This window comes from Streptomyces morookaense, assembly GCF_013030945.1.
GTDB lineage: Bacteria > Actinomycetota > Actinomycetes > Streptomycetales > Streptomycetaceae > Streptomyces > Streptomyces morookaensis.
Genome location: NZ_JABBXF010000030.1, coordinates 88,602 through 112,181, shown reverse-complemented (window position 1 = coordinate 112,181; position 23,580 = coordinate 88,602). Strand labels below are relative to the sequence as shown.

At 71.4% G+C, this 23,580-nt stretch carries 24 protein-coding genes and 3 pseudogenes; 17 read left to right on the top strand and 10 right to left on the bottom strand.

The window, feature by feature from the left end; genetic code table 11:
* Nucleotides 1-61 precede the first annotated feature (61 nt).
* The gene (locus HG542_RS14920) at nt 62-826 is read left to right on the top strand and encodes a maleylpyruvate isomerase family mycothiol-dependent enzyme (RefSeq protein ID WP_171081537.1); all 765 of its coding nucleotides are present in this window, start codon (nt 62-64) and stop codon (nt 824-826) included.
* Nucleotides 827-847: 21 nt separating this feature from the next.
* Here HG542_RS14920 and HG542_RS14915 read toward each other — a convergent pair.
* Nucleotides 848-1,551, bottom strand: a pseudogene (locus HG542_RS14915) (transposase); the annotation flags it as partial.
* 646 nt (nt 1,552-2,197) lie between these two features.
* Between HG542_RS14915 and HG542_RS14910 the strand changes: the two are divergent.
* Complete coding sequence (locus tag HG542_RS14910; protein WP_227722519.1) at nt 2,198-2,869, top strand: IclR family transcriptional regulator; 672 nt, start codon at nt 2,198-2,200, stop codon at nt 2,867-2,869.
* 236 nt (nt 2,870-3,105) lie between these two features.
* On the opposite strand, the pseudogene HG542_RS36275 reads toward HG542_RS14910, so the two are convergent.
* Nucleotides 3,106-3,339, bottom strand: a pseudogene (locus HG542_RS36275) (hypothetical protein); the annotation flags it as partial.
* Between HG542_RS36275 and HG542_RS36365 the strand changes: the two are divergent.
* Nucleotides 3,230-3,997 carry a hypothetical protein gene (locus tag HG542_RS36365; protein WP_498063284.1) on the top strand — a complete coding sequence of 256 codons (768 nt, stop codon included), beginning with the start codon at nt 3,230-3,232 and terminating at the stop codon, nt 3,995-3,997. The pseudogene HG542_RS36275 and the gene HG542_RS36365 sit on opposite strands and share 110 nt — an antisense overlap.
* On the opposite strand, the pseudogene HG542_RS14905 reads toward HG542_RS36365, so the two are convergent.
* Nucleotides 3,892-4,566 (bottom strand): annotated as a pseudogene (locus HG542_RS14905) (TetR/AcrR family transcriptional regulator); the annotation flags it as partial. The gene HG542_RS36365 and the pseudogene HG542_RS14905 sit on opposite strands and share 106 nt — an antisense overlap.
* Nucleotides 4,567-4,668: 102 nt before the next feature.
* Between HG542_RS14905 and HG542_RS14900 the strand changes: the two are divergent.
* The 3 genes from HG542_RS14900 to HG542_RS14890 are packed head-to-tail and all read left to right on the top strand — an operon-like array spanning nt 4,669 to nt 6,976.
* Nucleotides 4,669-5,016, top strand: coding sequence for a darcynin family protein (locus HG542_RS14900; RefSeq protein ID WP_171081531.1), 348 nt, complete (start codon nt 4,669-4,671; stop codon nt 5,014-5,016).
* Nucleotides 5,013-5,441 (top strand): hypothetical protein, encoded by a 429-nt coding sequence (locus tag HG542_RS14895; RefSeq protein ID WP_171081529.1) that lies wholly within the window; start codon nt 5,013-5,015, stop codon nt 5,439-5,441. The genes HG542_RS14900 and HG542_RS14895 overlap by 4 nt, the downstream gene beginning before the upstream one ends.
* The gene (locus HG542_RS14890) at nt 5,438-6,976 is read left to right on the top strand and encodes a multicopper oxidase family protein (protein ID WP_229922743.1); all 1,539 of its coding nucleotides are present in this window, start codon (nt 5,438-5,440) and stop codon (nt 6,974-6,976) included. Before HG542_RS14895 ends, HG542_RS14890 begins: the two co-directional genes overlap by 4 nt.
* 28 nt (nt 6,977-7,004) lie before the next feature.
* Here the strand turns inward: HG542_RS14890 and HG542_RS14885 are convergent, their stop codons facing one another.
* Together HG542_RS14885 and HG542_RS14880 are read right to left on the bottom strand one after the other, a co-directional pair.
* Nucleotides 7,005-8,237 carry a GNAT family N-acetyltransferase gene (locus HG542_RS14885; RefSeq protein ID WP_171081527.1) on the bottom strand — a complete coding sequence of 411 codons (1,233 nt, stop codon included), beginning with the start codon at nt 8,235-8,237 and terminating at the stop codon, nt 7,005-7,007.
* 143 nt (nt 8,238-8,380) lie between these two features.
* On the bottom strand, nt 8,381-8,662 hold the full coding sequence (locus HG542_RS14880) for a hypothetical protein (RefSeq protein WP_171081525.1): 282 nt from the start codon (nt 8,660-8,662) through the stop codon (nt 8,381-8,383).
* 264 nt (nt 8,663-8,926) lie between these two features.
* Between HG542_RS14880 and HG542_RS14875 the strand changes: the two genes are divergently transcribed.
* On the top strand, nt 8,927-9,091 hold the full coding sequence (locus tag HG542_RS14875) for a hypothetical protein (protein WP_171081523.1): 165 nt from the start codon (nt 8,927-8,929) through the stop codon (nt 9,089-9,091).
* A gap of 16 nt (nt 9,092-9,107) precedes the next feature.
* Here the strand turns inward: HG542_RS14875 and HG542_RS35955 are convergent, their stop codons facing one another.
* A complete protein-coding gene (locus HG542_RS35955) occupies nt 9,108-10,328 on the bottom strand; it encodes a basic secretory protein-like protein (RefSeq protein WP_171081521.1) in 1,221 nt (406 codons plus the stop codon).
* Between the two features lie 244 nt (nt 10,329-10,572).
* Here HG542_RS35955 and HG542_RS14865 point away from each other — a divergent pair, with 244 nt between their 5' ends.
* From HG542_RS14865 to HG542_RS14855, 3 genes are all read left to right on the top strand, one after another.
* On the top strand, nt 10,573-11,280 hold the full coding sequence (locus tag HG542_RS14865; protein ID WP_171081519.1) for a polysaccharide deacetylase family protein: 708 nt from the start codon (nt 10,573-10,575) through the stop codon (nt 11,278-11,280).
* 49 nt (nt 11,281-11,329) lie between these two features.
* Complete coding sequence (locus HG542_RS14860; protein ID WP_227722506.1) at nt 11,330-11,728, top strand: septal ring lytic transglycosylase RlpA family protein; 399 nt, start codon at nt 11,330-11,332, stop codon at nt 11,726-11,728.
* Between the two features lie 228 nt (nt 11,729-11,956).
* Nucleotides 11,957-12,379, top strand: coding sequence for a hypothetical protein (locus HG542_RS14855; protein ID WP_171081517.1), 423 nt, complete (start codon nt 11,957-11,959; stop codon nt 12,377-12,379).
* Here HG542_RS14855 and HG542_RS14850 read toward each other — a convergent pair.
* Nucleotides 12,366-12,905, bottom strand: a complete 540-nt coding sequence (locus HG542_RS14850) for a DUF4232 domain-containing protein (RefSeq protein WP_229922742.1) — start codon at nt 12,903-12,905, stop codon at nt 12,366-12,368. The genes HG542_RS14855 and HG542_RS14850 overlap by 14 nt on opposite strands.
* 144 nt (nt 12,906-13,049) lie before the next feature.
* Between HG542_RS14850 and HG542_RS14845 the strand changes: the two genes are divergently transcribed.
* The 5 genes from HG542_RS14845 to HG542_RS14825 all read left to right on the top strand — a co-directional run bounded on the left by HG542_RS14845 (nt 13,050) and on the right by HG542_RS14825 (nt 17,180).
* Entirely contained in the window at nt 13,050-13,673 is a 624-nt protein-coding gene (locus tag HG542_RS14845) for a phosphoribosylanthranilate isomerase (protein WP_373313173.1), read from the top strand.
* Nucleotides 13,674-13,768: 95 nt separating this feature from the next.
* The gene (locus HG542_RS14840) at nt 13,769-14,611 is read left to right on the top strand and encodes an ABC transporter ATP-binding protein (RefSeq protein ID WP_218039034.1); all 843 of its coding nucleotides are present in this window, start codon (nt 13,769-13,771) and stop codon (nt 14,609-14,611) included.
* Nucleotides 14,608-15,483 carry an ABC transporter permease gene (locus tag HG542_RS14835; protein ID WP_171081512.1) on the top strand — a complete coding sequence of 292 codons (876 nt, stop codon included), beginning with the start codon at nt 14,608-14,610 and terminating at the stop codon, nt 15,481-15,483. The genes HG542_RS14840 and HG542_RS14835 overlap by 4 nt, the downstream gene beginning before the upstream one ends.
* A 69-nt stretch (nt 15,484-15,552) precedes the next feature.
* Nucleotides 15,553-16,491: an ABC transporter substrate-binding protein gene (locus tag HG542_RS14830; protein WP_218039033.1), complete on the top strand. Its 939-nt coding sequence runs from the start codon at nt 15,553-15,555 to the stop codon at nt 16,489-16,491.
* Nucleotides 16,492-16,589: 98 nt separating this feature from the next.
* On the top strand, nt 16,590-17,180 hold the full coding sequence (locus HG542_RS14825) for a peptidoglycan-binding domain-containing protein (protein WP_171081510.1): 591 nt from the start codon (nt 16,590-16,592) through the stop codon (nt 17,178-17,180).
* A gap of 2 nt (nt 17,181-17,182) precedes the next feature.
* Here HG542_RS14825 and HG542_RS14820 read toward each other — a convergent pair whose 3' ends face one another.
* The 3 genes from HG542_RS14820 to HG542_RS14810 form a co-directional block, all read right to left on the bottom strand.
* Nucleotides 17,183-18,367 (bottom strand): sensor histidine kinase, encoded by a 1,185-nt coding sequence (locus tag HG542_RS14820; protein ID WP_171081507.1) that lies wholly within the window; start codon nt 18,365-18,367, stop codon nt 17,183-17,185.
* A gap of 114 nt (nt 18,368-18,481) precedes the next feature.
* The gene (locus HG542_RS14815; RefSeq protein WP_171081505.1) at nt 18,482-19,156 is read right to left on the bottom strand and encodes a response regulator; all 675 of its coding nucleotides are present in this window, start codon (nt 19,154-19,156) and stop codon (nt 18,482-18,484) included.
* Between the two features lie 50 nt (nt 19,157-19,206).
* Entirely contained in the window at nt 19,207-20,517 is a 1,311-nt protein-coding gene (locus tag HG542_RS14810; protein WP_171081503.1) for a sensor histidine kinase, read from the bottom strand.
* Between the two features lie 476 nt (nt 20,518-20,993).
* Here HG542_RS14810 and HG542_RS14805 point away from each other — a divergent pair, with 476 nt between their 5' ends.
* Nucleotides 20,994-21,662 (top strand): response regulator transcription factor, encoded by a 669-nt coding sequence (locus HG542_RS14805; protein WP_229922741.1) that lies wholly within the window; start codon nt 20,994-20,996, stop codon nt 21,660-21,662.
* 119 nt (nt 21,663-21,781) lie between these two features.
* Entirely contained in the window at nt 21,782-23,350 is a 1,569-nt protein-coding gene (locus HG542_RS14800; RefSeq protein ID WP_229922740.1) for an FAD-dependent monooxygenase, read from the top strand.
* Nucleotides 23,351-23,580: the final 230 nt, after the last annotated feature.

Genomic DNA, 23,580 nt, shown 5'->3' with positions numbered 1-23,580 from the left:
AGACGTGCTGGGCGGTCTTAATCGAGTGCGAGAGTTCCGGTCCGGGTGATACAAGGTCTGCGTGCCTGATCATTTCGACTTCCCCACCCTGCTGCGGATGATTGACGAGCGTTCCGCCGCGTTCCGCGCCGCCGTCGCCGCGGCCCCCAGCCTCGAGGCCGATGTCCCGTCCTGCCCGGGCTGGACGCTGTACGACCTGGCGAACCACCTCAGTGAGGGGGACCGCTTCTGGGCCTGCATCGTGCTGAACACCGCGCCGGGCGACGAACGGCCGAGCAAGGACGGGCTGGTGGCGCCCAGGGAGCGCGAGGCCCTCATGACCTGGCTGGCCGACTCGACGGAGCAGCTGCTCACTGCTCTGCGCGAGGCCGGCCCGGACCGGGGCTGCTGGGCCTGGTGGGAGCCGCTGGCCTCGCCGCGCACGGTGGCCGCCGTGGCCCGGCGCCGCGTCCCGGAGTCGATGATCCACACCTACGACGCCCAGCTGGCCTCCGGCACCCCGCAGGAGCTGCCGACGACCGAGGCGGTCGACGCCATCGAGGAGTTCCTCGCCACCGTCTGCACCGGCACGGTCCCGTGGCCGGGCGAGCCCGCCACCATGGACTACCACGCAGCCGAGGCCGGCTCCTGGCGCCAGACGGTGGACGCCGCCGGTTCCCGCTTCACCCGCCTCACCGCGGCGGAGGCCGCCGAGAGCAAGCCCACCGCCGCCATCCACGGCACGGCGAGCGAGATGGCCCTGCTCATGTACATGCGCATCCCGGCCGGCTCGCTGCGGATGGAGGGCGACGCCGACCTGCTCCAGCAGCTGCAGGACTGGGGCTGAGGCCGAACGGCAGATGGATCGCTTGAGGCATCGGGTGGTGGGGCGGCCGTCCCAGCGGTAGCACCGGGGTCGCGCGGCGGATGAGCATACGCAGCGTGACGAGCGCTGCGGACAGGTAGAGGTGGAAGTCCACGACGTGGCTGCGCTTCCCGGTACGGCGCCGCAACTTGCCGAAGCCGTTCATCCATGCGTGGCTCCGCTCCACCCCCCCCACCTCTTGCCGACCTGGATCGGGGCGGGGACGCCCTTGCGGGCGATCTCACCAGTGAAGCCCAACTCCCCAAGCGTAGAACGGGACTTCTTGCTGCCATAGCCGCGGTCCAGGTTCACGTTGACCCGGTCGTGCAGCTCGCCGACCTGTTCCTCGGCGACCTTCAGGGTGGGCACGAGCAGCGGGGAATCGTGCCGGTTGGCCCCGGCCGGGACGATGCCGCGCGGGACGCCGGTGGCTTCGGTGGCCACCGAACGCTTCAGGCCCTGTTTGCCTCGGTCCACCGGGGAGCGGCCGGCGCTCTCCCCGCCGCCAGGTGCCCTGGTGATGCAGCCATCCCCTCGTAGCCAGAGCCGTGGACCAGTGCAGCGATCACATGCTCGAAGACGGTCCGGTCCGGGATGCGCGGATTGTGGCAGCCAAGCGGGTGCGCGTCGACGTGTTCGGGCAGCAGAGCCACGAACCGGTCCCACAGGGGTCCGAGCAGGCATGATGGCAGGACGCTCTCGGGCAGGGCGCCGCCCGCGTGAGTCCGGACCAACCCCGCAAGGTGAGGGTGCCTCTGCCGCCCCCCGTCGGCAGAGGCACCACGGACCGGTGGTCAGCTCGGCGAGGTCCGTCGCAGTGCTGATCACCGGCCGGGTCCGACCTGGTGAAGATCTCGGGCAGCCCCACATGTGATGCGTGGGAGAAGCCGTGGTGGACGAGACCCGTGAGGCCGGACGGCCGGTCCCGCGGGATCTGCCGGTGGACGTGCCCGTCGTGGCGGACGGCTGCCGACATCACTGCACCGGCAGCTTCGTGGGCCCGGCCGTGTCATGCGCCGCCTGCCGGGACGGCCGCCGGCCGGACGCCGAACAGCAGTGCATACGCCGCAGCGGACGACCAGTTCGGGCACGTTGACCGGACCCCCTTCCATGAGGGACGTTGACGCAATGACGTTCACCGTAGCGTTGCCGGTGACGGGCCGGCGACGCGTGTTCCGCTGAGCGGACCGGCCAACTGTCAGTACACTGCATCCAGTTGGCATTCAGGAGCCGTTTATTGCTGTGCTGTTGGCTGCATTCCGAAGAGCTGCATTCCGATGCCGGAAAAGGGGTGCGTCCATGCCCGGGTCCGCAGCCAGAGCCTCCGATGGGCGATCCGCTCCGGGGCGGAGTGTGTTGGACGGGGCGTTCGCCCTGCTGGAAGCGGTGCAGGAGGCCCAGGAGGCCGGACTCACTGCGCTGGCGGCGGCCGGCGGGCTGCCGAAGACGACGGCGTACCGGCTGCTGGAGCAACTGGTCGAGCTGGGTGCCGTCGAGCGCCACGGTGTCAACTACCGTATGGGCTCACGGATGTTCCGGCTGGGCCGGGAATGGCAGCCGCATCCGGGACTGCGGGCCGCCGCCACGGGCCCGATGCAGCAGCTGGCCGCCGCCACAGGCGCCACGGTCGTCCTGTGCGTGCTGCGGGAGGGCCGGACCCTGGCCGTCTCCGGGGTGCCCGGCATGGTGGACGACGTAGCCCTGGTGCAGCCCGGGGCCACTTGGCCGTGGACCACTGCCGCCGGAAAGGCGCTGGTGGCCGTGACACCGTCTCCCGCGCCTCTGGGCCCCTTGCCGGGCTCCTGGCGGCAGGAGGCCTCGGTGATCCGCGACAGCGGGATGGCCCTGGACCGGGAGGCCCTGATACCGGGCGTGTGCTGCGCGGCCGTGCCGGTGACCATCGGTCGCGGCAGGGCCGTTGGCGCGCTGTGCGCGATGGTGGACCCCTCCCGCGACGTACGACGCCTGGCCCACGCCGTCGAGCGCGCCGGCCGGGCCGTCGACGCGCGGCTGCGGGCGGGGTGACTCGTATGTCCTGATCGCTTTGTCATGGTGTCCGGGCTTTCGGTGCCTGCCGGTTCCCCCGACTGCAGAGCTGAGTCCACGGAGGAGGGCCCGTGGGTAGCAGCGGCAGGAACTCGTCTGCACGGTTGAAGCCCTCGTAACGGGCAAGACGGCGTCCCCGGCTCCCCGGCCGGCGCGGAGTCACCGTCATCACCCAACCCCCGCCACCGACCACCGGACCGCCCGCAGTGCCCTTTCGGTTTCTCGATGGTCAGGCCGATGCCGTGGTCGGAGGCACGGGTGAACCCGAACCGGGGGTAGTAGTCCGGATGTCCCAGGACGACCACGTGGCGCTCGCCCAGGGAACTTGCTGCTGCGTCGGTGGCGCGCTGGATCCACGGCGCCCGCCCCCGCCCGCCCGTTCCCCAGTACCTTCTCGAAGTCCTCGAACGGCGCCTGGGCCGGCCCGTCACCGCACAGGAGGCCGGACTGAGCCGGGCCCCCGCGACCGCACTGGACGCCTCCTGGGACACCGACCCGCTGCGCAACCTCACCCACCTCGCCCACAGTGAACTCGCCCCCTACCACGGGGGTTACACGCTGCGGGCGCCTGTCGCCCGGCCGTCCTCACCATGCCGGGCTGGGACCAGCTGGTGCCCCCGCCACCGAGAACGTCCACCGCCGGCTCCTGACCGCCGGCGCCCAACTGGCCATCCTGCTCGGCGACATGTGCGCCGACGACAGTCGCGACGCGCTCGCCCAGCACTACCACCGCACCGCCGCCCACCTGGCCGCCGACGCCCACGACACGGCCACCTACGCCATCGCCTTGCACGCCATGTCCACCCACGCCCACGAACTCGGCCACCCTCCCGCCGCCCGCGCCCTCGCCCAGCAAGCCGCCGATGCCGCCCGCCACCAATGCAGGCCGGCCGTGGTCCGTCCAGCACCGGGCCGGTGTCCCGGACCTCCTCGGCAGAGTGGACAGTTCCAGTCGGTCACCCCGCAGTGTCGCCCAGTGCCGTCAGGATGTCGTCGAGGGTGTGCTCGAAGAGCGGTTCCGGGTCGGTGAGGGCGAAGTCGAGGTGGCCGAAGGCTTCGACGGCCACCGTTCCGTACAGGCGGGTCCAGCAGGCGACGAAGACGTAGATGACCTCCAGCGGCACGGGTTCGCCGGAGAGGTGCTCGCGGACCTCCTCCAACTGCGTTGTCCACGCGGGGTCGAGGCCGGCAGGCGGGTGGATCGTGCTGCGGCGCCAGAGCTGGACCATGAGGTCGAGTACGACGCCGCCGAAACGCCAGCCGGAGTCGTGGGCGGCGGTTCCGGGTGTGGTGTCGGCGTCGGTGACCGGCTTGGCGAACAGCAGCGCGAACTCGTTGGGGTGGGCGAGCGCCCAGCGGCGCAGTTCGCGGCATGCGTCGCGCAGTTGCCGCCCCGGTTCGTCTGCCGGGTGGCGGTCGCGGGCCGTGGCCAGGGCGGTGGCCAACTCGTCGTAGAGGGACGAGGCCAGTGCCTGGATCAGGTCGCGGTGGCTGCCGTAGTAGCGGTAGAGGCCCGGCGCGGTCATGCCCATCTCGCGGGCGATGGCGCGCAGCGTGACGGCGGCCGGGCCCTCCTCGACCAGCAGCCGTCGGCCGGTGCGCAGGATCTCGGCCAGCGCCTCTTCGCGGACGCGGTGGCGGCGCCCGCCCGTCGAGGATCGCGGAGTGTTCGGCACAGCGGACCACCGCCTTCCGGCTTGACAAAGTTAACGGCTGTAACTTTACCTTCTTCTCGAAAGTTAACAGTGTTAGCAAGCAACTGTTCCGGGGGAGTTCCAATGAAGTACGGCATCGTCCTCACCTACACGGTCACCCCGCGGTGGCTGGCGCTGGCGAGGGAAGAGCGCAACGCGATGCGGTCGGCGCATCTGGAGCCGGCCTTCGCCGCCTACGCGGACCGCGTGACGGCCCGCTTCTTCGACGCCGAGGCGTTCAACGGGCGGTTCTCGGACTTCGTCGTCTTGGAGACCGAGGACCTGGGCGCCTATTACTTCCTCGTCGAGGCCCTGCGCGACACGCCCGTCATCAGCGAGGGCTATCTCGCCTTCGGCGAGATCTTCCTGGGCGTCGAGGACGGCTTCCAGGCGTACGAGCGGGCCCGGGGCAACGGGACGGGCTCCCGGTGAGCGCGCAGGCGGGGCACGGGCCCAGCTGGTTGCTGCCGCTGCTGCGCGCCACTGCCGTGCTCGTGCTTCTGGACACGCTCGTCCAGGCGGCCCTGGCCGGTCTGTTCGTCACGGGGGATCTCGACCTGCTGGCCTGGCATGCGGCCAACGCCGGTGTGCTGAGCGCACTCACCGTCGTCCAGGCCGTGGTCGCGGTGGTGGTGTGGCGCCGGCTGTGCGGTCCTGGTTGGGTCGCTGCCGCCGGTGCGGTGCTCGTCGGACTGGTCGGTGTGCAGCGGGCGTTGGGCGAGGCGCGGGTGCTGGCCGGCCACATGCCGCTGGGGATGGCCGTCTTCGGCTGCGCAACAGCCTTGGCCTACTGGGCGTTCACCTACCGCACCGGTGCCACGCGGCAGGCGGGCCGGCCGGTGGAGGTGGCCGAGTGAGGCGCCTGACCCGGCGCGGGTTCCTGGGGATGACGGCCGGTTCCGGTGCGGCGGTGACGGTGGGCGCGGCCGGCTGGTCCCGTCTCGCAGGCGCCTCGACCGGGCGGGTGCTGGCCAGTGCGGGGCCGCTGCCCGAGCCGTTCGGTGTCCCCCTGCCGGTGCCGCCGGTGGCCCGGCCGGCGCGCAGGGAACGGGGCGCGGACGTCGCGGACGTCTACGAAGTCGAGCAGCGCGAGGGGCAGATGGAGATCCTGCCCGGACGAAGGACCACGGTGTGGGGGTACGACGGGATCTTCCCGGGCCCGACCTTCGCCGCCCGCTCGGGGCGCAGGACGGTGCTCCAGGTGCGCAACAGCCTGACCGTCCCGACGGTGACGCACCTGCACGGCGGGGTCACCCCGCCGGAGTCCGACGGCTACCCGACCGACCTGCTCCTGCCCGCCCGTTGCTCACCCGGCCAGATGCACGAGGGCCACGGCGGCCGGACGGCCGTCGGCTACCGCAGCTACGAGTACCCGCTGCCGCAGCGGGCCGCGACGCTCTGGTACCACGACCACCGCATGGACGTCAGCGCCCCGCAGGTCTGGCGCGGCCTCGCCGGGTTCTTCCTCGTCGGTGACGAGGAAGAGGACCGGCTCCCGCTGCCGGGCGGCGAGCGCGACATCCCGCTGATGCTGTGCGACCGCTCCTTCGAGGAAGACGGCTCCTTCCGCTACCCCGCCCACGGCCACGACGCCTTCCCCGACGGTGTGCTCGGCGACGTCCAGCTCGTCAACGGTGCGCCGTGGCCCGTCCTGGAGGTGACCGCCGCCCGCTACCGCTTCCGACTCCTCAACGCCTCCAACGCCCGCCGCTACCGGCTCCGACTGGTGGCCGACGGAGGCCGGCGCGGGCGGTTCGTCCGGATCGGCAGCGACGGCGGACTGCTGGCCGCACCCCGGTCGCTCGGCTCGGTCGACATGGCACCGGGTGAACGGTGCGATGTCGTCGTCGACTTCGCCGACTTTCCCGTCGGCAGCCGGATCACGCTGGGCAACGCGGCAGCCGGGGGCGGGATGCGCGATGTCATGCGGTTCCACGTCGTCCGCAAGGGAAGGGACGACAGCCGCATACCTGCCTGCCTCGCCGCCTCCTTCGAGAGGCTCGTGCCGAACAGGACGATGCCGGTGCGGGCCTTCGACTTCCGCCGGACCCACACCGGCGAGGACCGGCAGATGTGGACCATCAACGGCCGGCCGTTCAGCGCCGATACCGTGCTGGCGTCCCCGCGGCTGGGCAGTGTGGAACGGTGGCGCTTCAGCAGCGACTTCCACCATCCCGTCCACGTGCATCTGGCCCAGTTCCAGGTCGTTGCCCGGGGCGGCAGAGCACCTGATGCCGGGGACGCAGGCTGGAAGGACACCGTGGACGTCCGCCCCTATGAAGTGGTCGAGGTCCTCGCGCGGTTCGCCGGGTACAAGGGGCGGTACATGCTGCACTGCCACAACCTTGAGCACGAGGACATGGCCATGATGGCCAACTTCCAGGTCGTTTAGTGTGTGCCCGGCCGGCGAGCGCGCGGTTTCAGAACCAGTGCAGGCAGTGCGGGGTGCGGTCGGTGCGGAAGAGGCTGTCGGCGAGGGCTGCCGCGCCCGGGTGGTGGGCCCGGATGTGCGCGGCGCGCACGAGTGTGCTCGGGGCGGTGCCGCCGAGGTAGACCGAGGCCAGGTCGCTCACGTCCATGGACAGGTCCGGCTCCCGGTCCGTCGGGACGCAGTCGGCCTTGCCTTCTCGGACGGTCAGCAGGTAGCGGCTGTGCTCGCCGAGGAACGGGTCGTCGACGTCGAGGACGAGCTCGCCGTCCGTGAACCAGCCGCGTGCGGTCAGCGCAGCAGGGACGTCCAGCAGCCGCACCCAGAGCCAGTCGGTGTCGTCGCTCACCTGGCCGGCGCGGAAGTCCGCGAGCTGCCAGCGCAGCGGGTGATCGGGCGGGAGGTGCTTGAACACGACCTCGGTGACCAGGTCGTGTCCGAGTACGAACCGGGCCAGGGCCGTGAAGGCGGCGTCGTCGGTGGCGATGGTCTCGTCGACCGTCAGGGTGCCGGTGTCGACGGAGTAGCTGGCGTACCCGTCCGGGATGCCGTCGGCGTCACGGTGGACGGCGACGTGGCGCGGTGCCGGCGAGACCGGGGGCTGCCCCGCGCCCAAGGTCCACCAGCGGTGCGGCCGGGACAGTGCGCCGGGCTGGGCACGGCGGTACCGGTCGTAGACGTCTTCCAGGATCTCGCCGCACTCGGCACGCCGCAGCAACTCGACCGAGCCCGTGTCTCGTTCGGCCGTCGGCCCGCCGGCCGTGCCGTGCGCCCGGGGGAGGGCGAAGGCGGCCTGGTGGCGCGGCACGGTCAGCCGTTGCGTGTAGGTCGCCGGTCCGTAACCGAATCTGCCGTAGATCGGGGCCTCGGAGGCCAGCAGCACGGAGAGGAACTCCCCGCGGGCCCGCAGCTCGGCGAGCTGCTGCCGCATCAACGCGCTGAGCACGCCCTGACGTCGGTGCGAGGGCAGGACACCGACATGGGTCACCCCTGCGGCCGGGACGATGACCTCGCCGGGCAGGGTGAGTTCGAAGGAGTACGCGCCGGCGGTGCCGACGGGCCGCCCGTCCGCCGCCAGCGCGAGCAGGCTGCGGTCGATTTCGAGCGCCGACCACCAGAGCCCGCCGCCACCTTCGGCGGGGGTTTCCGGGAAGCGCCCGAACGCGGCATGAAGTGTGTCGACGAAGACGTCGAGATCCTTGTCGGTGGCGGGACGGATCTCCATTGCTGCCGCTGCCTCCTTGGTAGGACGGCGCCACCGCGCGTGGTGCCTCGCCACAGTGCAGCGTTGACCGGTGGACCGGTCAAACGAATTACGGCTCAGCCGGCGGCCGGTCACGGCACGGCCCAGGCCTCCATCAGCCGCCGTCACTCTTCAGCGGCAATGCGCAGCCGAAGACGGTTGATGTCGCCGGAATGCTCCGCTGCGACCGTGGCGACAACACCGTCTGCAGTACGGAGCGTGAAAACGGGATCGGCATCGAGGAGTAGCTGCACTTCCTCTTGGGCTTCGCCCTCAACTACCGGCGAAATGATGGCGTCCCAAGCCGTGTCATCAGCGGCAGCGGCTACCCGGACAGGGATACGCATCAGACAGGTGGAGAGATTGGCCCACCATTCGAGGTGGGCCACGCCGTCGCAATGATCCATCCCCTCAGGATATGCACCCGGACTGAGGGCGCTGCCGAGGGCGTGCGGTCAGCCCGCGCTGACCGGACGACCAGCCTCGACAGGCCACCCCGGGCGCCACCGGGCCAGCCACTCGGTGAAGCCCTCCCGCCGAAACCGTGGGTCCACAGGCTTTCCACAGGCTTCAACCGAATCTGAGGCCGCCCCTCCCAGGCCGGTCGGCCTCGTTGCCCGCAGACAACGCGCCGGCATTCGCACCCCGAGTCGAGCGGAGCCCTGCGCCGCTTGGCCGAGCCGGGCAGGCAGTTCGGCGTCGATCTCGTTCATATCCCGGCCGGCGACCGCGTCGACATCCGCATCGACAACCCACGTCGGGAGCTGGGCCTCGACATCCATCGCCGCCGGCCCGGAGCGCGGATCCATGATCCGCGCTCCATCCGCGCACCATAAACCGTTTGGACAGTTCTCAGTCGCGCAGCGCGTGGTTGTTCCACGTCCCGGCGTGGATCTCGTTCCACATGTCCGTCCACCACTGCCGGCCGGACTTGCCCGTGATCTCCCTGAGGATGTCGTCCGGGGACGTGGAACCGTTCTGGTGGATGCGGTTGTTGAGCCGCATGATGATGCCCTCGCCCGTCTGCTGCCGGTTGACGATGTAGTTCAGCATGTACGCGGTCGGGTTGTAGCCGCCGTTGTAGTCCGCCCCGTACGGGGTGCCCGGCTTTTCGTGGACGTTGTAGACGTACTTGCGGTAGTAGTCGGCGATGCCCTCCAGCAGCCACGCCTCGCGCACGTTCGCGTCCTGCACCTGGTGCGCCAGTTCGTGGACCAACAGGCCTATGTCGCCGGGGTTGTTGATGACCTGGCTGGGGCGGATGACGATGGTCTTCTTGTTGTCCCACTCGGGACGGGGGTTCGGGTCCCACACCGCCGCAGCACCCGAGCCGGGTGTGAAGTACGAGGCGTCGAAGACGACGTTGATGTACGGCTTGACCGCGTAGGCGCCGCCGGTCAGGACCTGCTGGATCTTCGGGTACTGGTCCAGCAGCAGGCCCTTGTTCGCCTCGTACCAGGCCATCAGGCGGGCCGGGTCGTAGCCGCCCGCGTCGATGACCTTGCCGCGGATGTCCACCTGGCTAGCGGGCGGGGCGGTGGCCTCGTCGAGGTTCCACAGCTGCCGTGCGTCGTTCGCGTCGCAGGGGCGGGCCTCGATGCCCTGGTCGCCGTTGCGGTCGCCGATGCGGGCGAGGCAGCGGTCGCCGCCCTCGGAGTTGTGGAGCAGCCATGCCCGGGAGCCTGCGACGGCCTGCAGCCACCACTGCTGGTTGGGCCGGCCCACGTTGTTCCACAGCGCGACGCTGTTCGCGCGCAGGTCGCGGTCCACCACGTTGTTCGTGCCGGGAACCGTGATCGACCAGTTGCCGTTGTTGTCGTTGAGCTGCCAGATCTGCTCGCTGCGGTGCTCGTCCCAGTCCCTCGCGTGCACTCCGGCGCCGTTGGCCGTGGAGTCCCACTGGAGGGCTCCGCCTGCGTGGTTCGAGATGCGGTACTGGTGACCGGAGGTGGGGAGCCGGTGGTCCTCGGCGTGGGCGGCCGTCGCGGTGAGTCCCGCCAGCAGGGGAGCGGCGGTGGCGATGACGGCGGCGGCGGACGCGGCGGTGCGGCCGCGGTGGTGGGTTCTGTGCACGGTTGACGCTCTCTTCCAGCTTCCGGAGGTGATCGCGGGCCCGGTCGTGGGCTGCGGACATCACCGTCCGGCAAGGGGTTCAACAATGGGTCAACGTGCACGGCGGGCGTGCCGATGAGGCGCATGTTCCGTAAGTGGTGACAGTTTGTCTATGCCGGGCCCGCAGGATCCCTTCCGTGCCGCACCGCCCCCACCGGCGTCGGCACGGTACTTGCTCGCCCACCACATGGAGGACACGCCCACCATGAAGTTGCTCGGTGCAACCCTGAAGGGTGCCGGGGCCGCGCTTGCGGCAGCCGCCCTGTTCGCCTCGTCACCCGGCACGGCCGCGGCCGCGACGACCGAGGTGGTGAACCACACCGCCACCGGCGCCGGCTCGCGGACGTTCGCCCTCACCATCGACGACGGCCCCAGCCCCACCTGGACGAACCAGGTCCTCGACCTGTTGAAGGACCGTCAGGTCACCGCCACCTTCTGCATCATCGGCGACCACGCCCGGCAGTACCCCGACCTCGTCAAGAGGATCGTCGACGAGGGCCACCGCCTCTGCAACCACTCGATGCACCACGTGAACCCCACCCGGCAGAGCCCCGACCAGGCGCGCGCCGACCTCCAGGCGGCCTCGGACGCGATACACGCCGCCGCGCCCGGCGCCCGGATCGACTACTACCGTGCGCCGGAAGGCGGTTGGACGCAGGACATCCAGCAGTACGCCGCGAGCCAGGGCATGCAGCCGCTCGGCTGGTCCGTCGACACCCGTGACTGGGAGACGCCGGGCGTGGACGCGATCTTCCAGAACTACAAGCGGGAGTTCCAGGGCGGCGGAGTGATCCTCATGCACGACGGCTCCCAGGAGAACGACCGCAGCCAGAGCGTCGAGGCCATGGGCGCCATCCTGTCCGACCTGGCCGACAACGGCTACACCGACGACCTGTCGGCCGTCATCGGCTGATCCGGACGACCCGTATGACCCGTGTGACCCGGCTGACCCAGGAGAATTCGTGAAGACCGTCAAGAAGATCAGCGCTGCCCTGGCCACTGCGGCCCTGACCGCGGGCCTGGCCACGGCCGTTGCCGTCCCCGCCCACGCCGACGGCGGGGTGCAGACGTGCACCGCCTCGTGGTACGGCGCACCCGGCGAGATAGCGCCCGGCTCGACCACCGCCAACGGCGAGGTGTTCGACGCCGAGGCGATGGCCGCCGCCAGCCCCGACCTGCCTTTCGGTACGCAGGTACGCGTGACCAACACCGACAACGGGCAGTCGGTCACCGTTCGCATCAACGACCGCGGCCCGACGGACCCGAGCCGCTGTATCGACCTCACCAGAGGCGCGTTCAGCCGCATCGCGGACACGGACAAGGGGCTGACGGAGGTGACGCTGGAGGTCGTGGACAACTGACCTCCGGGGAACGTGGCACGGCCGGTTTCGGGGTTCTGCGGAACCCGGGAACCGGCCGTTTCCCGATGCGTGAGGGAATCGTGCGCTGCTCCGGTCGGGTGGCTTCGCGCGGCCAAGCGCATGGCAAGGAGCTTCTTCGGGCCACCGGCCTCGTTGGGCGCAAGGGGTCTTGTTCAGCCGGAACGCCGTGGTGCGGCGTGAATGAAGAGGAGAATTCCCGTGCGTCGGATGAGTATTGTCCTGGCGGTCGCCCTTGCGGCCGGTGGAATGGGCGCGTCGGCGGCCGCCGCCCAGGCAGCACCCGCTGCCCCTGCCGCGGTGCTGGTGCCCGGTGAACAGCCGCCGTGGCCCTACGCGGACTGCCTCGATGCTGCCAAGCAGCACAAGGAGAGCCCCGAGTACGCCAAGTGGCACTGCGACGAGCTGGTGAAGAAGGGCTGGATCAAGCCGCCGAACCCCGGGGCCCAGTCCAAGGCGAAGCCGAAGAAGAAGCCGGCACCGCAGCCGAAGGCGTCCAAGCTTGCCAAGGCCGCGAAGCCGGCAAAGCCGGCCAAGCCTGCGAAGCCGGCCAAGCCCGCCAAGGGGAAGGCTCAGCCGGCCCCGCAGGCGAAGAAGAGGGCCGGGGACAAGGCCGGGGCTAAGGGACGCTGATCCGGTAGGCGAGGGCCGTCACGCTCAGGACGCCGTTGGTCACCCGCTCCTCGAACGGGATGGTGAGGTGGTCGGCGGAGGCCGGCGGCGTTATCTCCAGGTAGGAGGCGCGCAGGTCGCGCGTGCCGTCGGCGACGGCCCACACCAGATCGGCCTCGGCCGACCGGCCGGGCTGGAGGAAGAGGGTCTGCTTGCCCGGATCCTGGACGAAGTAGGTGCTGCCCCACCGGGTGTCGGCCCCCAGCGGCCGGTGCCCGGCGTCCTCCAGCTCCAGCCCCGGGTAGCCGCGCAGCGCGCAGGTGCGGTCCGAGGTGTTCGTCAGCCGGAGCAGCTTGCCCCGGTGGGACATGCCGATCTGGTCGGGGTCGGTGGCGGTGAGTTCGGCCCGCAGGCCGGACGTCTGGCAGGTGGCGGTCGTTTCGCCGGTGGCTGCGGTGGCAGTCGATGCGCCGGTGACGACGGTGCCTGCCGCGAGCGCAGCGGTCGCGACGGCCGCTGCGGCCGCCTTCCGGAGAGTGTCGCGCATGATGGAGTGTCCCCTTCTGTGTGACATGTCCACCCAGTTGATCATTTGGTCGCTGCACTGAACACCTCCTCTTCGAGCCATTTCCTCCGGCATTACGCTGCAGAGGACGGCCTGCCGCGGGCGGTGCCGCACTGTGCCGAGGATGTGAGTGAGCTGTTCATCAAGATCTGCGGGCTGCGGACCGCCGAGGACGTGGACGCGGCCGTGGCCGCCGGTGCCGACGCCGTCGGATTCGTCTTCGCCCACAGCCCGCGCCGCGTCGACGCCGCGACGGCAAGGGAGTTGGCGGCACGCGCCGGGGACCGGGTCCTCACCGTCGGAGTCTTCCGCGGCCAGCCGCTGGAAGAGGTGCGGGAGCTGGCGGCCGCTTCCGGGATCCGGGCCGTGCAGCTGCACGGGGACGAGGGCGCCGAGTACTACGAGGCCCTGCGCCCGGAGGGATACACGCTGGTACGGGCCACCGCGCCCGCACCGGAGCAGCCGGAGTCGTGCGGTGCGCTGGGGGAGGACCTGTTGCTGCTCGACGCCCCGGCACCCGGGGCCGGGAAGCCGTGGGACTGGAGCGACCCCCGCTTCGTGCCGCCCGCCGGGCGGTGGGTGCTCGCCGGCGGACTGGACGCGGGCAACGTCGGCCGGGCCGTGCGCACGCTCGCGCCCTGGGGCGTGGACGTCTCCAGCGGGGTCGAGGTACGCCGCGGCGTGAAGGACCCGGCGATGATCACCGAGTTCGTGCGAGCGGCCAGGGAGGCCTCGGCCGCGAGCGCGTGATCAGGCTCGGCCGTTCGGTAATTCGGCCATTCGGCCGGAAAGTGTTCTCCAATGGCGACTGGTCCGGCTCCGTTCGGCGTCCGTAGTTTTCCCATGTGAACACCCCCGCGACCGAACAACCCGGACCCGTGCTGGCCGCAGAGGACATCGACTGCTACTTCGTCTCGCCCGAGGGAGAAGTGCTCCAAGCCCTCGACCAGGTCTCCTTGGCCGTGGAGGACGGGGAGTTCGTCTGCGTCGTCGGCCCTTCCGGCTGCGGCAAGTCCACGCTGCTGCGCGTACTCGGCGGTCTCGACGCGCCCTCGGGCGGCAGCGTCCGGCTGCGGCCGGGGCTGTCGGTCGTCCCTCCGGTGGCCTTCGTCTTCCAGGACTTCGGCGTCCTGCCCTGGCTCACCGTCCGGGCGAATGCGGCGTTCGGCCTGCGCATGGCGGGCGTCGGACGGCGGCTGTCCGACCGCGTCGCCGACCGGTGGCTGGGCCGCGTCGGCCTGTCAGAGTTCGCCGACGCCTACCCCGGCCGGCTCTCCGGCGGCATGCGCCAACGCCTCGCGCTGGCCCGGGCGTTCGCCTCCGGCAGCCCGGTGCTGCTGATGGACGAGCCGCTGGGCGCCCTGGACCCGCAGACCCGGGTGCAGATGCAGGAACACCTGCTGGAGCTGTGGCAGCAGGAGCACAAGACCGTGGTCATGGTGACGCACTCCATCGACGAGGCGCTCCTGCTCGGCGACCGGGTCCTGGTGATGTCCGACCGTCCGGGCACGGTCACGGACACCATCACGGTGCCTTTCCCGCGCCCGCGCACCGCGGGGATCCAGGACACACCGGCCTTCGCCCGCCTGCGCGTCCGCGTCCGGCAGGCGCTCCGCGGCTCCCGCCCCGGCATCCCGGCACAGCGCACGGACGGCGCGGACGCCCGCACCGACGGAGGCACGGAATGAGCATCCGCCCGCAGACCGGCGGAGAAGAGGCCGTCCACAGGGCCGTTCGCGGGGCGCGCCGGGACGCCGCCCGTGCCGCCGTCCTCGGCCTCGCCGTGCCCCTGCTGCTGCTCTCCGGCTGGGAGGCCGCCGCACGTACCGGCGTCGTCGACGCGCTGCTCTTCCCGCCGCCCTCGCGCATCGCCGCGCAGCTGGCCGCCATGACGGCCGACGGCGAACTCGGCGGCCATCTCGCGGCCACGCTCGGGCGGTTGCTGCCCGGTTACGTGCTCGGCGCGCTCGCCGGGGCGCTGACCGGCTTCGCGATGGGCGTGTCCGTCACGCTGCGCGCCGCGCTCGGGCCGCTGTTCGCCGCGCTCTACTGCCTGCCGAAGATCGCCACACTGCCGCTGCTGCTGCTCGTCTTCGGACTGGGCGAGACGCCCAAGGTGCTCGCCGTGGCGATCACCGTTTTCTTCGTGACGCAGATCAACACCCTTGCCGGCGTACGGCGGATCGACACGCGCGTCCTGGAGACCGCACGGTCCTACGGGGCGTCCGGCCCCCGCCTCCTGCGGTTCGTCCTGCTGCCAGGGGCCGCCCCGGCGATCCTCACCGGGCTGCGGACCGCGGTCGGGCTGGCCGTCGTGGTCGTCGTCGCGGTGGAGTTCGTGGCCTCCGACAACGGTCTGGGCTTTCTGATCTGGAACTCCTGGACCCTCTTCCGGCCCGACCGTATGTATGTGGGGCTGGTCACCGTCGCCGTGCTGGGAGCGGTGCTGTCCGCGGCCCTGGCCGTGGCCGAGCGGTGGCTGCTGCCGTGGCAGGCCGCCCGGCCGCCGCTGTTCGCCCCGTGGCGGACCCTGCTGCGGGCGCGTACGCCGCGGTCCTGACCGCGCCCGCTCGACCTTTTCCACTCGTCACCTTCCCCTCGTCACCCGGCTCCCGAAAGGAACCGTCCTGTGCGCCGCCGCCGTAGACCGTCCGTTCTCGCCCTGTTGCCCGCGCTCGCTCTCCTCGCCGCCTGCCAGAGCGGCGGCGGAGAAGCCTCTGGACCCACCCGTGTGACGGTGGCCCATGTGCCGTCCACGCTCTTCGCCCCGCTCTATCTCGCCCAGGCGAAGGGCTACTTCAAGGAGCAGGGACTCGATGTCGACCTGCGCAAGGTGCAGGCCGGACAGGACGCGGTCCCGCTGGCCGGCACCGGGAAGGTGGACGCCGTCGTCGCCGGGTTCTCCGCCGGCCTGTTCAACGCCATGGACCAGGGCCTGAAGGTGAAGGTCGCCGCCTCGATGGGCGCCTCCACCGGAGCCCGGCCCTCGCCCACCGCCCTCGAAGTCGCACAGCGCGTACTGGACTCCGGAGAGGTCAAGGACGCCGCGGACCTCAAGGGCCGGAAGGTGGCGGTGGCCGGCGGGGCGGGGGCCGCCGGCGGATACCAGCTGGCCGCGACCCTGCGCGGGGCGGGCCTGACGCTCAAGGACGTCACCGTCGTCAACGTCGCCATCCCCGACATGCGCAGCGCCCTCGCCGACGGCGGCGTCGACGCGGCCCTCGCCCCCGCGCCGTTCACCACGGCCATGGAGGAGGCCGGTGTGGCCCGGCCGCTGGCTGTGCCGCCGCGTGGCACGTCCGCCACCGGCGTCGTCTTCGGCACGGCCTTCGCCGACAAGCCGGCCGCCGAGAAGTTCCTCACGGCGCTGCGCAAGGGCGCCGCCGATCTGCAGGGTGCGGGTGCGACGTCGGAGGAAACCTTGGGCGTTCTCGCCGAGGCGACTGGTCAGAAGGTTGAGGTGTTGCGCAAGACGCCGTCTTATCAGTGGGATCCCCGATTGGCGCCGGATGCGCAGCAGTTGGCGGCCCAGAAGCGGGCGTACCGCGATGCGGACCTGCTCCGCTGAGGGGGCTGCTCTTCGGCTGCGGGGCCGGTTGTGGCTGGGCGCGCAGTTCCCCGCGCCCCTTCCGGGGCGCTCGTAGATCCGTGCTGAGAGGAGTACCCGTGCCGATCAGGTTTTCCTTGGCATCGCACCGTCGAGGGCGGCGCCGCTGGATCCCCTACGCCGCGGGCGGGGCCACGCTGCTGGCGGCTCTGGGTGTCACCGCGCTCAACAGCGTGGGCGGCGGTTCGGGCGCGGCCGTGAGCCTGCCCGATGCAGGCGGCGCAGCGGACGGGCTCGGGCGGCGAAGCAACGCCACGACTCCTGCGGGGAGTTCGTCCGTCGCTGCTGTCCCCGGACATTCCGACGGGGCGACCGCCGAGTCGCCGCGGCCGTCCAGGGCGTCGGCCACGAAACCGTCCGGCCGCGGCACAGCGAGTACGTCCGCTGAGCCCTCCCGCACCCCGACCACCACCGCGCCCACCACCACCGCCACCCTGCGCCGCGGTGACTCCGGCGCGGCCGTCAGCGATCTGCAGCACACGCTGTGGCGCCTCGGCCTCTATCGCGGGCGGCAGTACGGCTCGTACGACGCGGACACCGCCGAATCCGTCCGGAAGTTCCAGGAGTGGGACGGGGTGCACGGTGACGTGGCGGGGGAGTACGGGCCGAACACCCGCCGTGCGCTGCAGGCTTGGGCCTCCCGGCTCTGACGTCATCTCGTCAGCGCGGCCGCGGTCGGCGTGACACCGAAGCGGGCCCGCAGGACGAAATGGTCCGTGCGGGCCCATCCTGCTGTGAGGGTTCCGCCGGCTCCGGTCACGGCCTCGTGCAGGGCGGCCAGTCCGGCGGGGACGAAGTCCTCGTGGATGCGGGGGCCTTCGGCGCGCCCGTTCGTCACCTCCAGCTCCACCGCGTCCGCGGTGAACGCCAACCGGGCCGTGACGGGCGCGCCCGGTGCGTGCTTGGCCGCGTTGGCGAGTGCTTCGAGTGCCGCCCGGTACACCATCCGCTCGATGCGCACGGGGAGTTCACGGGGCGTCCCGGTCGTCTCGAACGCGAGCTCCACGCCGATGGTCTCCATGTTCCGCGCCAGCCCGGCCATCAACTCCGTGTAGGAGATCAGGGAGGCCGTGCTGTGGTCCAGCGCCTCCCGTCGGCCCTGCAGCACTTTCGCGGACTCCCTGAGGTCGGCCATCACCCGGCGCGCCCCGGCCTCCACGGCCAGGGCGGTCGGGCGGGCCGTCTCGGGGAGTCCGGGCGTGCGCAGCAGGTGGCCGGCCTGCAGGACGAGTGCGGTCACTTCGTGGCCCATGTCCTCGTGCAGGCCGGCGACGATCCGGCTGCGCTCTTCGAGCAGGGTGTGCCGGGCGGCCTGTTCCACGGACAGTTCCACCTGGGCGATGCGCCGCCGCAGCTGCGCGATCGCCGCGTTGCGGCGGCGCATGAGTTCACCGATGACCGCGGGGACGGCGATCGCCGTCAGGCTCCGGACGTCGGTGACGGCGGCGGCCGGAGCCAGGGTCTGGGTCCAGATGCGGCCCACCTGGTAGGTGAGCGCCATGCCCGCGCACAGGCCGTAGCGGGAGCGGCCGCCGTACTGGGCGAGTGCGTAGGCCGCGAAGACCATCAGAGTGCGGTCGTCGGTGACGAGCGTGGCGCCGACGGCGGCCACCGCGCACAGGGCGGGCCGGCGGCGCCGGGCCAGGAAGGTCAGCGAGGCGCCGAGCCCGACGGCGAGCGAGAGCCCGTAGTCGTCGACGAGGCCTGTGCCGAGGGTCTTGTCGTCCAGGACCAGGACGGACAGCAGCCCGGCCAGGGCGACCGTGCCGATGTCGGACAGTTCGCCGTACCGGCACGAACTCCTTGTCGGGTGCCGCCCCGTTGCCGTTGCCCACATACGCATTCCGCTTCGACTCGGTATCCACTCGGGTCCATTCGGACAAGAACGGCCACGTTGTCATACCGAACGGTCGGGTGCGTCGGGCAAAGGGTGAAAGGAAAGGCGAAGAATTCAACCAGTCGGGGACTGCGCCCGCGGGGCGAGGCCCATCTCGTAGGCGATGATGGCCGCTTGGGTGCGGTTGTCCAGCCCGAGCTTGGCCAGGGTCCGGGAGACGTACGTCTTCACGCTGGCTCCCGACAGATGCAGGGTCCGGGCTATTTCGGCGTTCGTCATTCCCGCTGCCACCAGGGCCAGCACCCGGCGTTCGCCCTGGCTGAGCAGGGACAGCTTCTCCCCGGCCCCGTTCACCCGGATCGGCGTGTGATCGGCGGCCCGGCGCACCAGGCTCGTCAGCACCTCCGGTGCCACCACCCGGCACCCCGAGGCGACCGTGTGCAGCGCCGCGAACAGCTCCTCCGGCCGCAGGTCCTTCAGCAGGAAGCCGCACGCCCCCGCCTCCAGCGCTTCGAGCACCCGCGCGTCCGCGTCGAACACGCTCAGGACCAGCACCATCGGCGGCTCGGGCAGCCGCATCAGGCGGCGGGTGGCCTCGACGCCGTCGACGCGAGGCATGTTCAGGTCCATCAGGACCACGTCCGGCCGGTGGGCCGCCACCTGGCTCAGCGCCTCGGCCCCGTCGCCCGCCTCGGCGACCACCTCGAAGTCGTCCGAGGAATCCACCAGCATGGTCAGGCCCATGCGGATGATGGCCTGATCGTCCACGATCATGACGCGGATGGACATGAGTCCCCTTCGGTCTCGGTTCTCATAAGTGAGGGTCGCGCAGGGCGCGTTCACGGCGCGGGCGGCTCCGCGGGTACGGGCAGCTCGGCCCGTACCCGGAAGCCCCCGTCGCGCAGCGGTTCCGCGCTCAGCGCGCCGCCCGCCTCCGCAGTCCGCAGCCGCAGTCCCGTCAGGCCCATCCGGCCCGAGCTGCGCAGCGAAACGGTCCCGGACGGCGGCCCGTTGCGCACCTCCAGCACGACCTGCTCGTCCAGGAAGGAGAGTTCGGCCGCAACCGCCGCACCGGGCGCGTACTTGGCCGCGTTGGTGAAGCTCTCCCGGCAGATCCGGTACAGCAGCCGCTCGGTCTCCGCGGGCAGCGGCCGCGCGGTGCCGTGCAGCCGGTACTCCGCGGCCATGCCCACGGCGGACATGTTGCGCACCAGCCCGCCCAGGAACTCCGCACAGCTGGTGGGGCCGGTCAGTGCCGCCCGCCGTCCGTCGCCGTCGCGCAGCACCTCCAGCATCTGCCGCAGGTCGGCCATCACCCGATGTGCCGCCTCCCGCACGGCGACCGCCCCCTGCCGGGCCTCGCCGGGCAGGCCCGGCACCCGTTCGAGCGCGCCGGCCCGCAGTGCCAGGAAGGTGGCCTGGTGGCCGATGTGGTCGTGGATGTCGAAGGCGAGCCGGGTGCGTTCCTCCAGCAGCGCGAACCGGGTCGCACTCTCGACCGCGCTCCCGGACCGCTCAAGCCGTTCCTTCAGCAGCTCGCGCACCGAGCGCTGGTGCCGGACGAGCCCGCCGAACACGGCCGGGAAGGCGATCTCGACGACGACCCCGTAGTACAGCTGCGCGGCGGTGGCATCGGCCATGCCGATGGAGTGCCGGGTGACGAGGTAGATGACGGCCACGACGGTCACGAGCACGAACCGTGACCGTCGACCGTAGTGCGCGACGGCGTACGAGGCGGCGAACAGCGGGGTCCGCTCGTCCGAGGCGAAGCTGGCGGCCAGCCCGGCGAGCAGGCAGAGTTCGGGCGCGCGGCGGCGCAGGACGAGCGTGGCCGCGGCGGCGACGGCGATCGCCGAGGAGAGACAGTAGCCGTGCACCAGGCCGGTCGCGCTCAGGGAGTGCAGCTGCAGGCACGACGCGGCGGCGACGAGGAGCGCGATCCCGGCGTCGCAGAGCAGGTGCCGGCGCGGACCGTCGAGGACGGCCGGGAGCGGCGGGCGCCGCCACGCGGAGCGTACGGCCGCGGTCAGGGATGCGAGACGTCGTCGCGTGCGCGGGGGGTCCGGGACCGGGGGACGGAGCGGCCACGGTCTGCTGCCGGTGCAGCTGTCGGTGCGGCTGCCGGTGCGGAGGGAATGTTCTGCGGTCATGAGCCTGCCCTTGTGCACCGGAGGGCGGTCACGGACATGACGGCTCATCAGGTGTCAACGCGCGGGCGGTGGGCGGCCGTTCCCTGGGCGGGGCCGGCCGGACCTCCAGGAGGGGAGCGGTCTGCGAGCGGTGGTGGGGAGTGACGCGGGGGACCATGGAGCTGCTTTCGGCGTCTCGGAAGCCGGACGGTGCACGCACGTCCATGTGGCTCCGGCCGGCATCGGATTTCCCACTCTAACCCACGAAATCGATCGAAAAGCAAAGCGTTTCTCCAGGTGGACGCCCGTATGAAACCACGTCAGTTACGGGATTACCGGTAAGTAATTGAAGGGTGATCGGAGGTGTTCCGCCCCGCGTGCCGCGGGACTTTCGGCAGGGACGGACTCGGGACTTAGGTCCCTTATGGTGCTCTTGCTGCACATGACAGGGTCGGAAAGATCAACGCCGAGAACACGAGAACAGTGAAGGAGCGCGTGTGACCGTGACCGCGTCCGTGTTGGTGGCCGACGACCAGGCGCTGATCCGCTCCGGCATGCGCCTGCTGCTCGATTCCGCGCCGGAGTTCGACGTGGTGGCGGAGGCGGAGGACGGCGCCGACGCCCTCGTCAAGGCCCGCACCCACCGCCCCGACGTCGTCCTCATGGACGTCCGCATGCCGCGCGTGGACGGGGTCGCCGCGACGGAACAGCTGATGCGCTTCACACGGCCGCCCAAGGTGCTGATGCTCACCAACTTCGACGTCGACGACCGCGTCCTCGACGCCCTGGAGGCCGGAGCCGCCGGATTCCTGCTCAAGGACCTGTGCCCCCGGCGGCTCGCCTCCGCACTGCGCACCGTCCTCGCCGGCGGCCGGGTCGTCTCCCCCGAGGTCCTCGACAGCCTGGTGCGCCGCGCTTCGACCACCGAGCGGGCGGGCGGCGAGGGAACGGAACAGCGGCTGGCCCAACTCAGCGGCAGCGAACGGCGCGTGCTGGAGCTCGTCGGCATGGGGCTGACGAACGCTCAGATCGCGGGAAGGCTGTACCTGTCGCAGGCGAGCGTGAAGACCTACGTCTCCCGGATGCTCGCCAAACTCGGCCTGGACAACCGTACGCAGGCGGCGATCCTGGCGTACGAGGCCGGGCTGACGGACAGCGGGCGGTAGACACGCCCGTTGCCGACGGGCCGCCGGCCGCCTGCCGGGTTCGGTGCCCCTGTCCGCGTACGATCGGGACTCCGCGACGGGGAATCGAGGATTCCCGCCCCGGCACAAGGAGACGTCGAGTGCCGTACAGCGACATCGGCGAAGCCGAGGTACCGGTGCTGATCGTCGGCGGCGGGCCGGTCGGGCTCACCGCCCGGGCGCTGCTGGAGCGCTGGGGCGTGCGGACGCTGCTGGTCGAGAAGCACCGGGAGCTGTCGCCCTTTCCCCGGGCCCGGCTGGTCAACGTGCGTTCGATGGAGATCTTCCGCAGCCTGGGACTCGCCGAAAGGATCACCGCCGGAGCGTTCGCGCCGGAGTACGGCCGCATCCGCTTCCGCGACACCCTGTGCGGCCCCGAATTCGCCACGGCGGCGATGGCCGGGATCAACGCACCGGTTCCGGAGAGCCCCGTGCGGGGCGTGGTCACCTCGCAGGACCGGCTGGAGCCCGTCCTGCTGGCGGCGGCGGATGCGCCCGTACGGTTCGGCGTCGAGCTCGTCGGCCTGACCGAGGAAGCCGACGGCGTCACGGCCGTACTCGCCGATCATCGGCGCGGTGAAGAGGCTCGGGTGCGTGCCCGCTACGTCCTCGCCGCCGACGGTGCGAACTCCACCGTCCGGCAGCGGCTCGGCATCGGCACCAGCGGTCCCGGGGCGATGGGAGACTTCACCACCGTCGTGTTCGACGCCGACCTCGGCCGTTGGTGCGACCGGCAGCCCGCCGGCCTCTACTTCACCGTGCGCGGACTGTTCGCCCCGCTCTACCCCGAAGGCGGCTGGGCCTGGTTCGTCCCCACCCCCGATGATGCCGCCCACGCCGACTGGCCCGGCCTCGTCTCGCGTGCCCTGGGCGGCGGAGCCGGCGTACGGGGTGACGTACGGGTCGACGTGCTGCGGGTGCAGCACTGGGTGATGAATGCGTTCGTCGCCGAACGCTTCCGCCACGGCCGGATCCTGTTGGCCGGCGACGCCGCGCACGCGGTCCCCATTGTCGGCGGCCTGGGTATGAACGCCGGCCTCTCCGACGTGCACAACCTGTGCTGGAAGCTGGCGGGTGTGCTCCACGGGCGGGCCGGGACGGGCCTGTTGGAGACGTACGAGCCGGAACGGCACCCCGTCGCCGACCAGACGCTCCGTCAGACCGTCGCCAACACCCGGCTCATGCTGGAGGTGCAGAACCGACGCCGTGAGCAGCTCCGAACCGGCGAAGCGGCGTCGGGCAGGGTCGAACTTCCCTGGTCCGAGCGGTACTTCGCCCAGCTCGGCCTCGTACTCGGCGTCACCTACCGCTCCGCCGCCGTCCTCACCGGCGACGCCGCCCCGCCCGACACCGGAACCGACTACGTCCCCACCGCGGAGCCGGGCCGCCGCATGCCGCACCTGTGGCTGACGGACGACCGCTCCACGCTCGACGCCGTCGGGGAATGGTTCACTCTGTTCACTCCGGATCCTGTCCGCTGGGCGCAACAGGCCACCACCGCACCCTGGCCGCTGCGTATCGAGCCCTTCCCCGAGGGTGGTTACGGCCTCGGTTCGCGCGGAGCACTGCTGGTCCGGCCCGACGGCCACATCGGCGCCCGTTGGCGCGACCGCCCCGCGAGCGGTTCCGCGCTACGCGACGGGCTCGCCGCGATCACCCGGTTCGCCTGACACACCGTCGGGAGACGCTCTCCGGTCGCCGGGAAGGTGGTCGGCCCTGAGGCGGATCGATGTGCCCTCGGCCAGGGGGAGTTCTCCGTTCGGATTGATCCAGGCCGGGCGGTGGGTGAGCGGGGGATGGCCCCGGCCCCACGCGCGATCGAACGAAGGCGCCCGACCAGCTCGACGGGCAGGTCGCGCAGCACCCGGGCGAGGCGCATCACGTCATGGCCCACGTCCAT

Bases quoted from the DNA above. Each gene is read 5' to 3' on its own strand.
- HG542_RS14835 (WP_171081512.1), top strand. From the start codon at position 14,608: ATGAGCATCCGCCCGCAGACCGGCGGAGAAGAGGCCGTCCACAGGGCC.
- HG542_RS14855 (WP_171081517.1), top strand. From the start codon at position 11,957: ATGAGTATTGTCCTGGCGGTCGCCCTTGCGGCCGGTGGAATGGGCGCG.
- HG542_RS14885 (WP_171081527.1), bottom strand. From the start codon at position 8,237: ATGGAGATCCGTCCCGCCACCGACAAGGATCTCGACGTCTTCGTCGAC.
- HG542_RS14900 (WP_171081531.1), top strand. From the start codon at position 4,669: ATGAAGTACGGCATCGTCCTCACCTACACGGTCACCCCGCGGTGGCTG.
- HG542_RS14850 (WP_229922742.1), bottom strand. From the start codon at position 12,905: ATGCGCGACACTCTCCGGAAGGCGGCCGCAGCGGCCGTCGCGACCGCT.
- HG542_RS14880 (WP_171081525.1), bottom strand. From the start codon at position 8,662: ATGGATCATTGCGACGGCGTGGCCCACCTCGAATGGTGGGCCAATCTC.
- HG542_RS14810 (WP_171081503.1), bottom strand. From the start codon at position 20,517: ATGACCGCAGAACATTCCCTCCGCACCGGCAGCCGCACCGACAGCTGC.
- HG542_RS14820 (WP_171081507.1), bottom strand. From the start codon at position 18,367: ATGTGGGCAACGGCAACGGGGCGGCACCCGACAAGGAGTTCGTGCCGG.
- HG542_RS14865 (WP_171081519.1), top strand. From the start codon at position 10,573: ATGAAGTTGCTCGGTGCAACCCTGAAGGGTGCCGGGGCCGCGCTTGCG.
- HG542_RS14815 (WP_171081505.1), bottom strand. From the start codon at position 19,156: ATGTCCATCCGCGTCATGATCGTGGACGATCAGGCCATCATCCGCATG.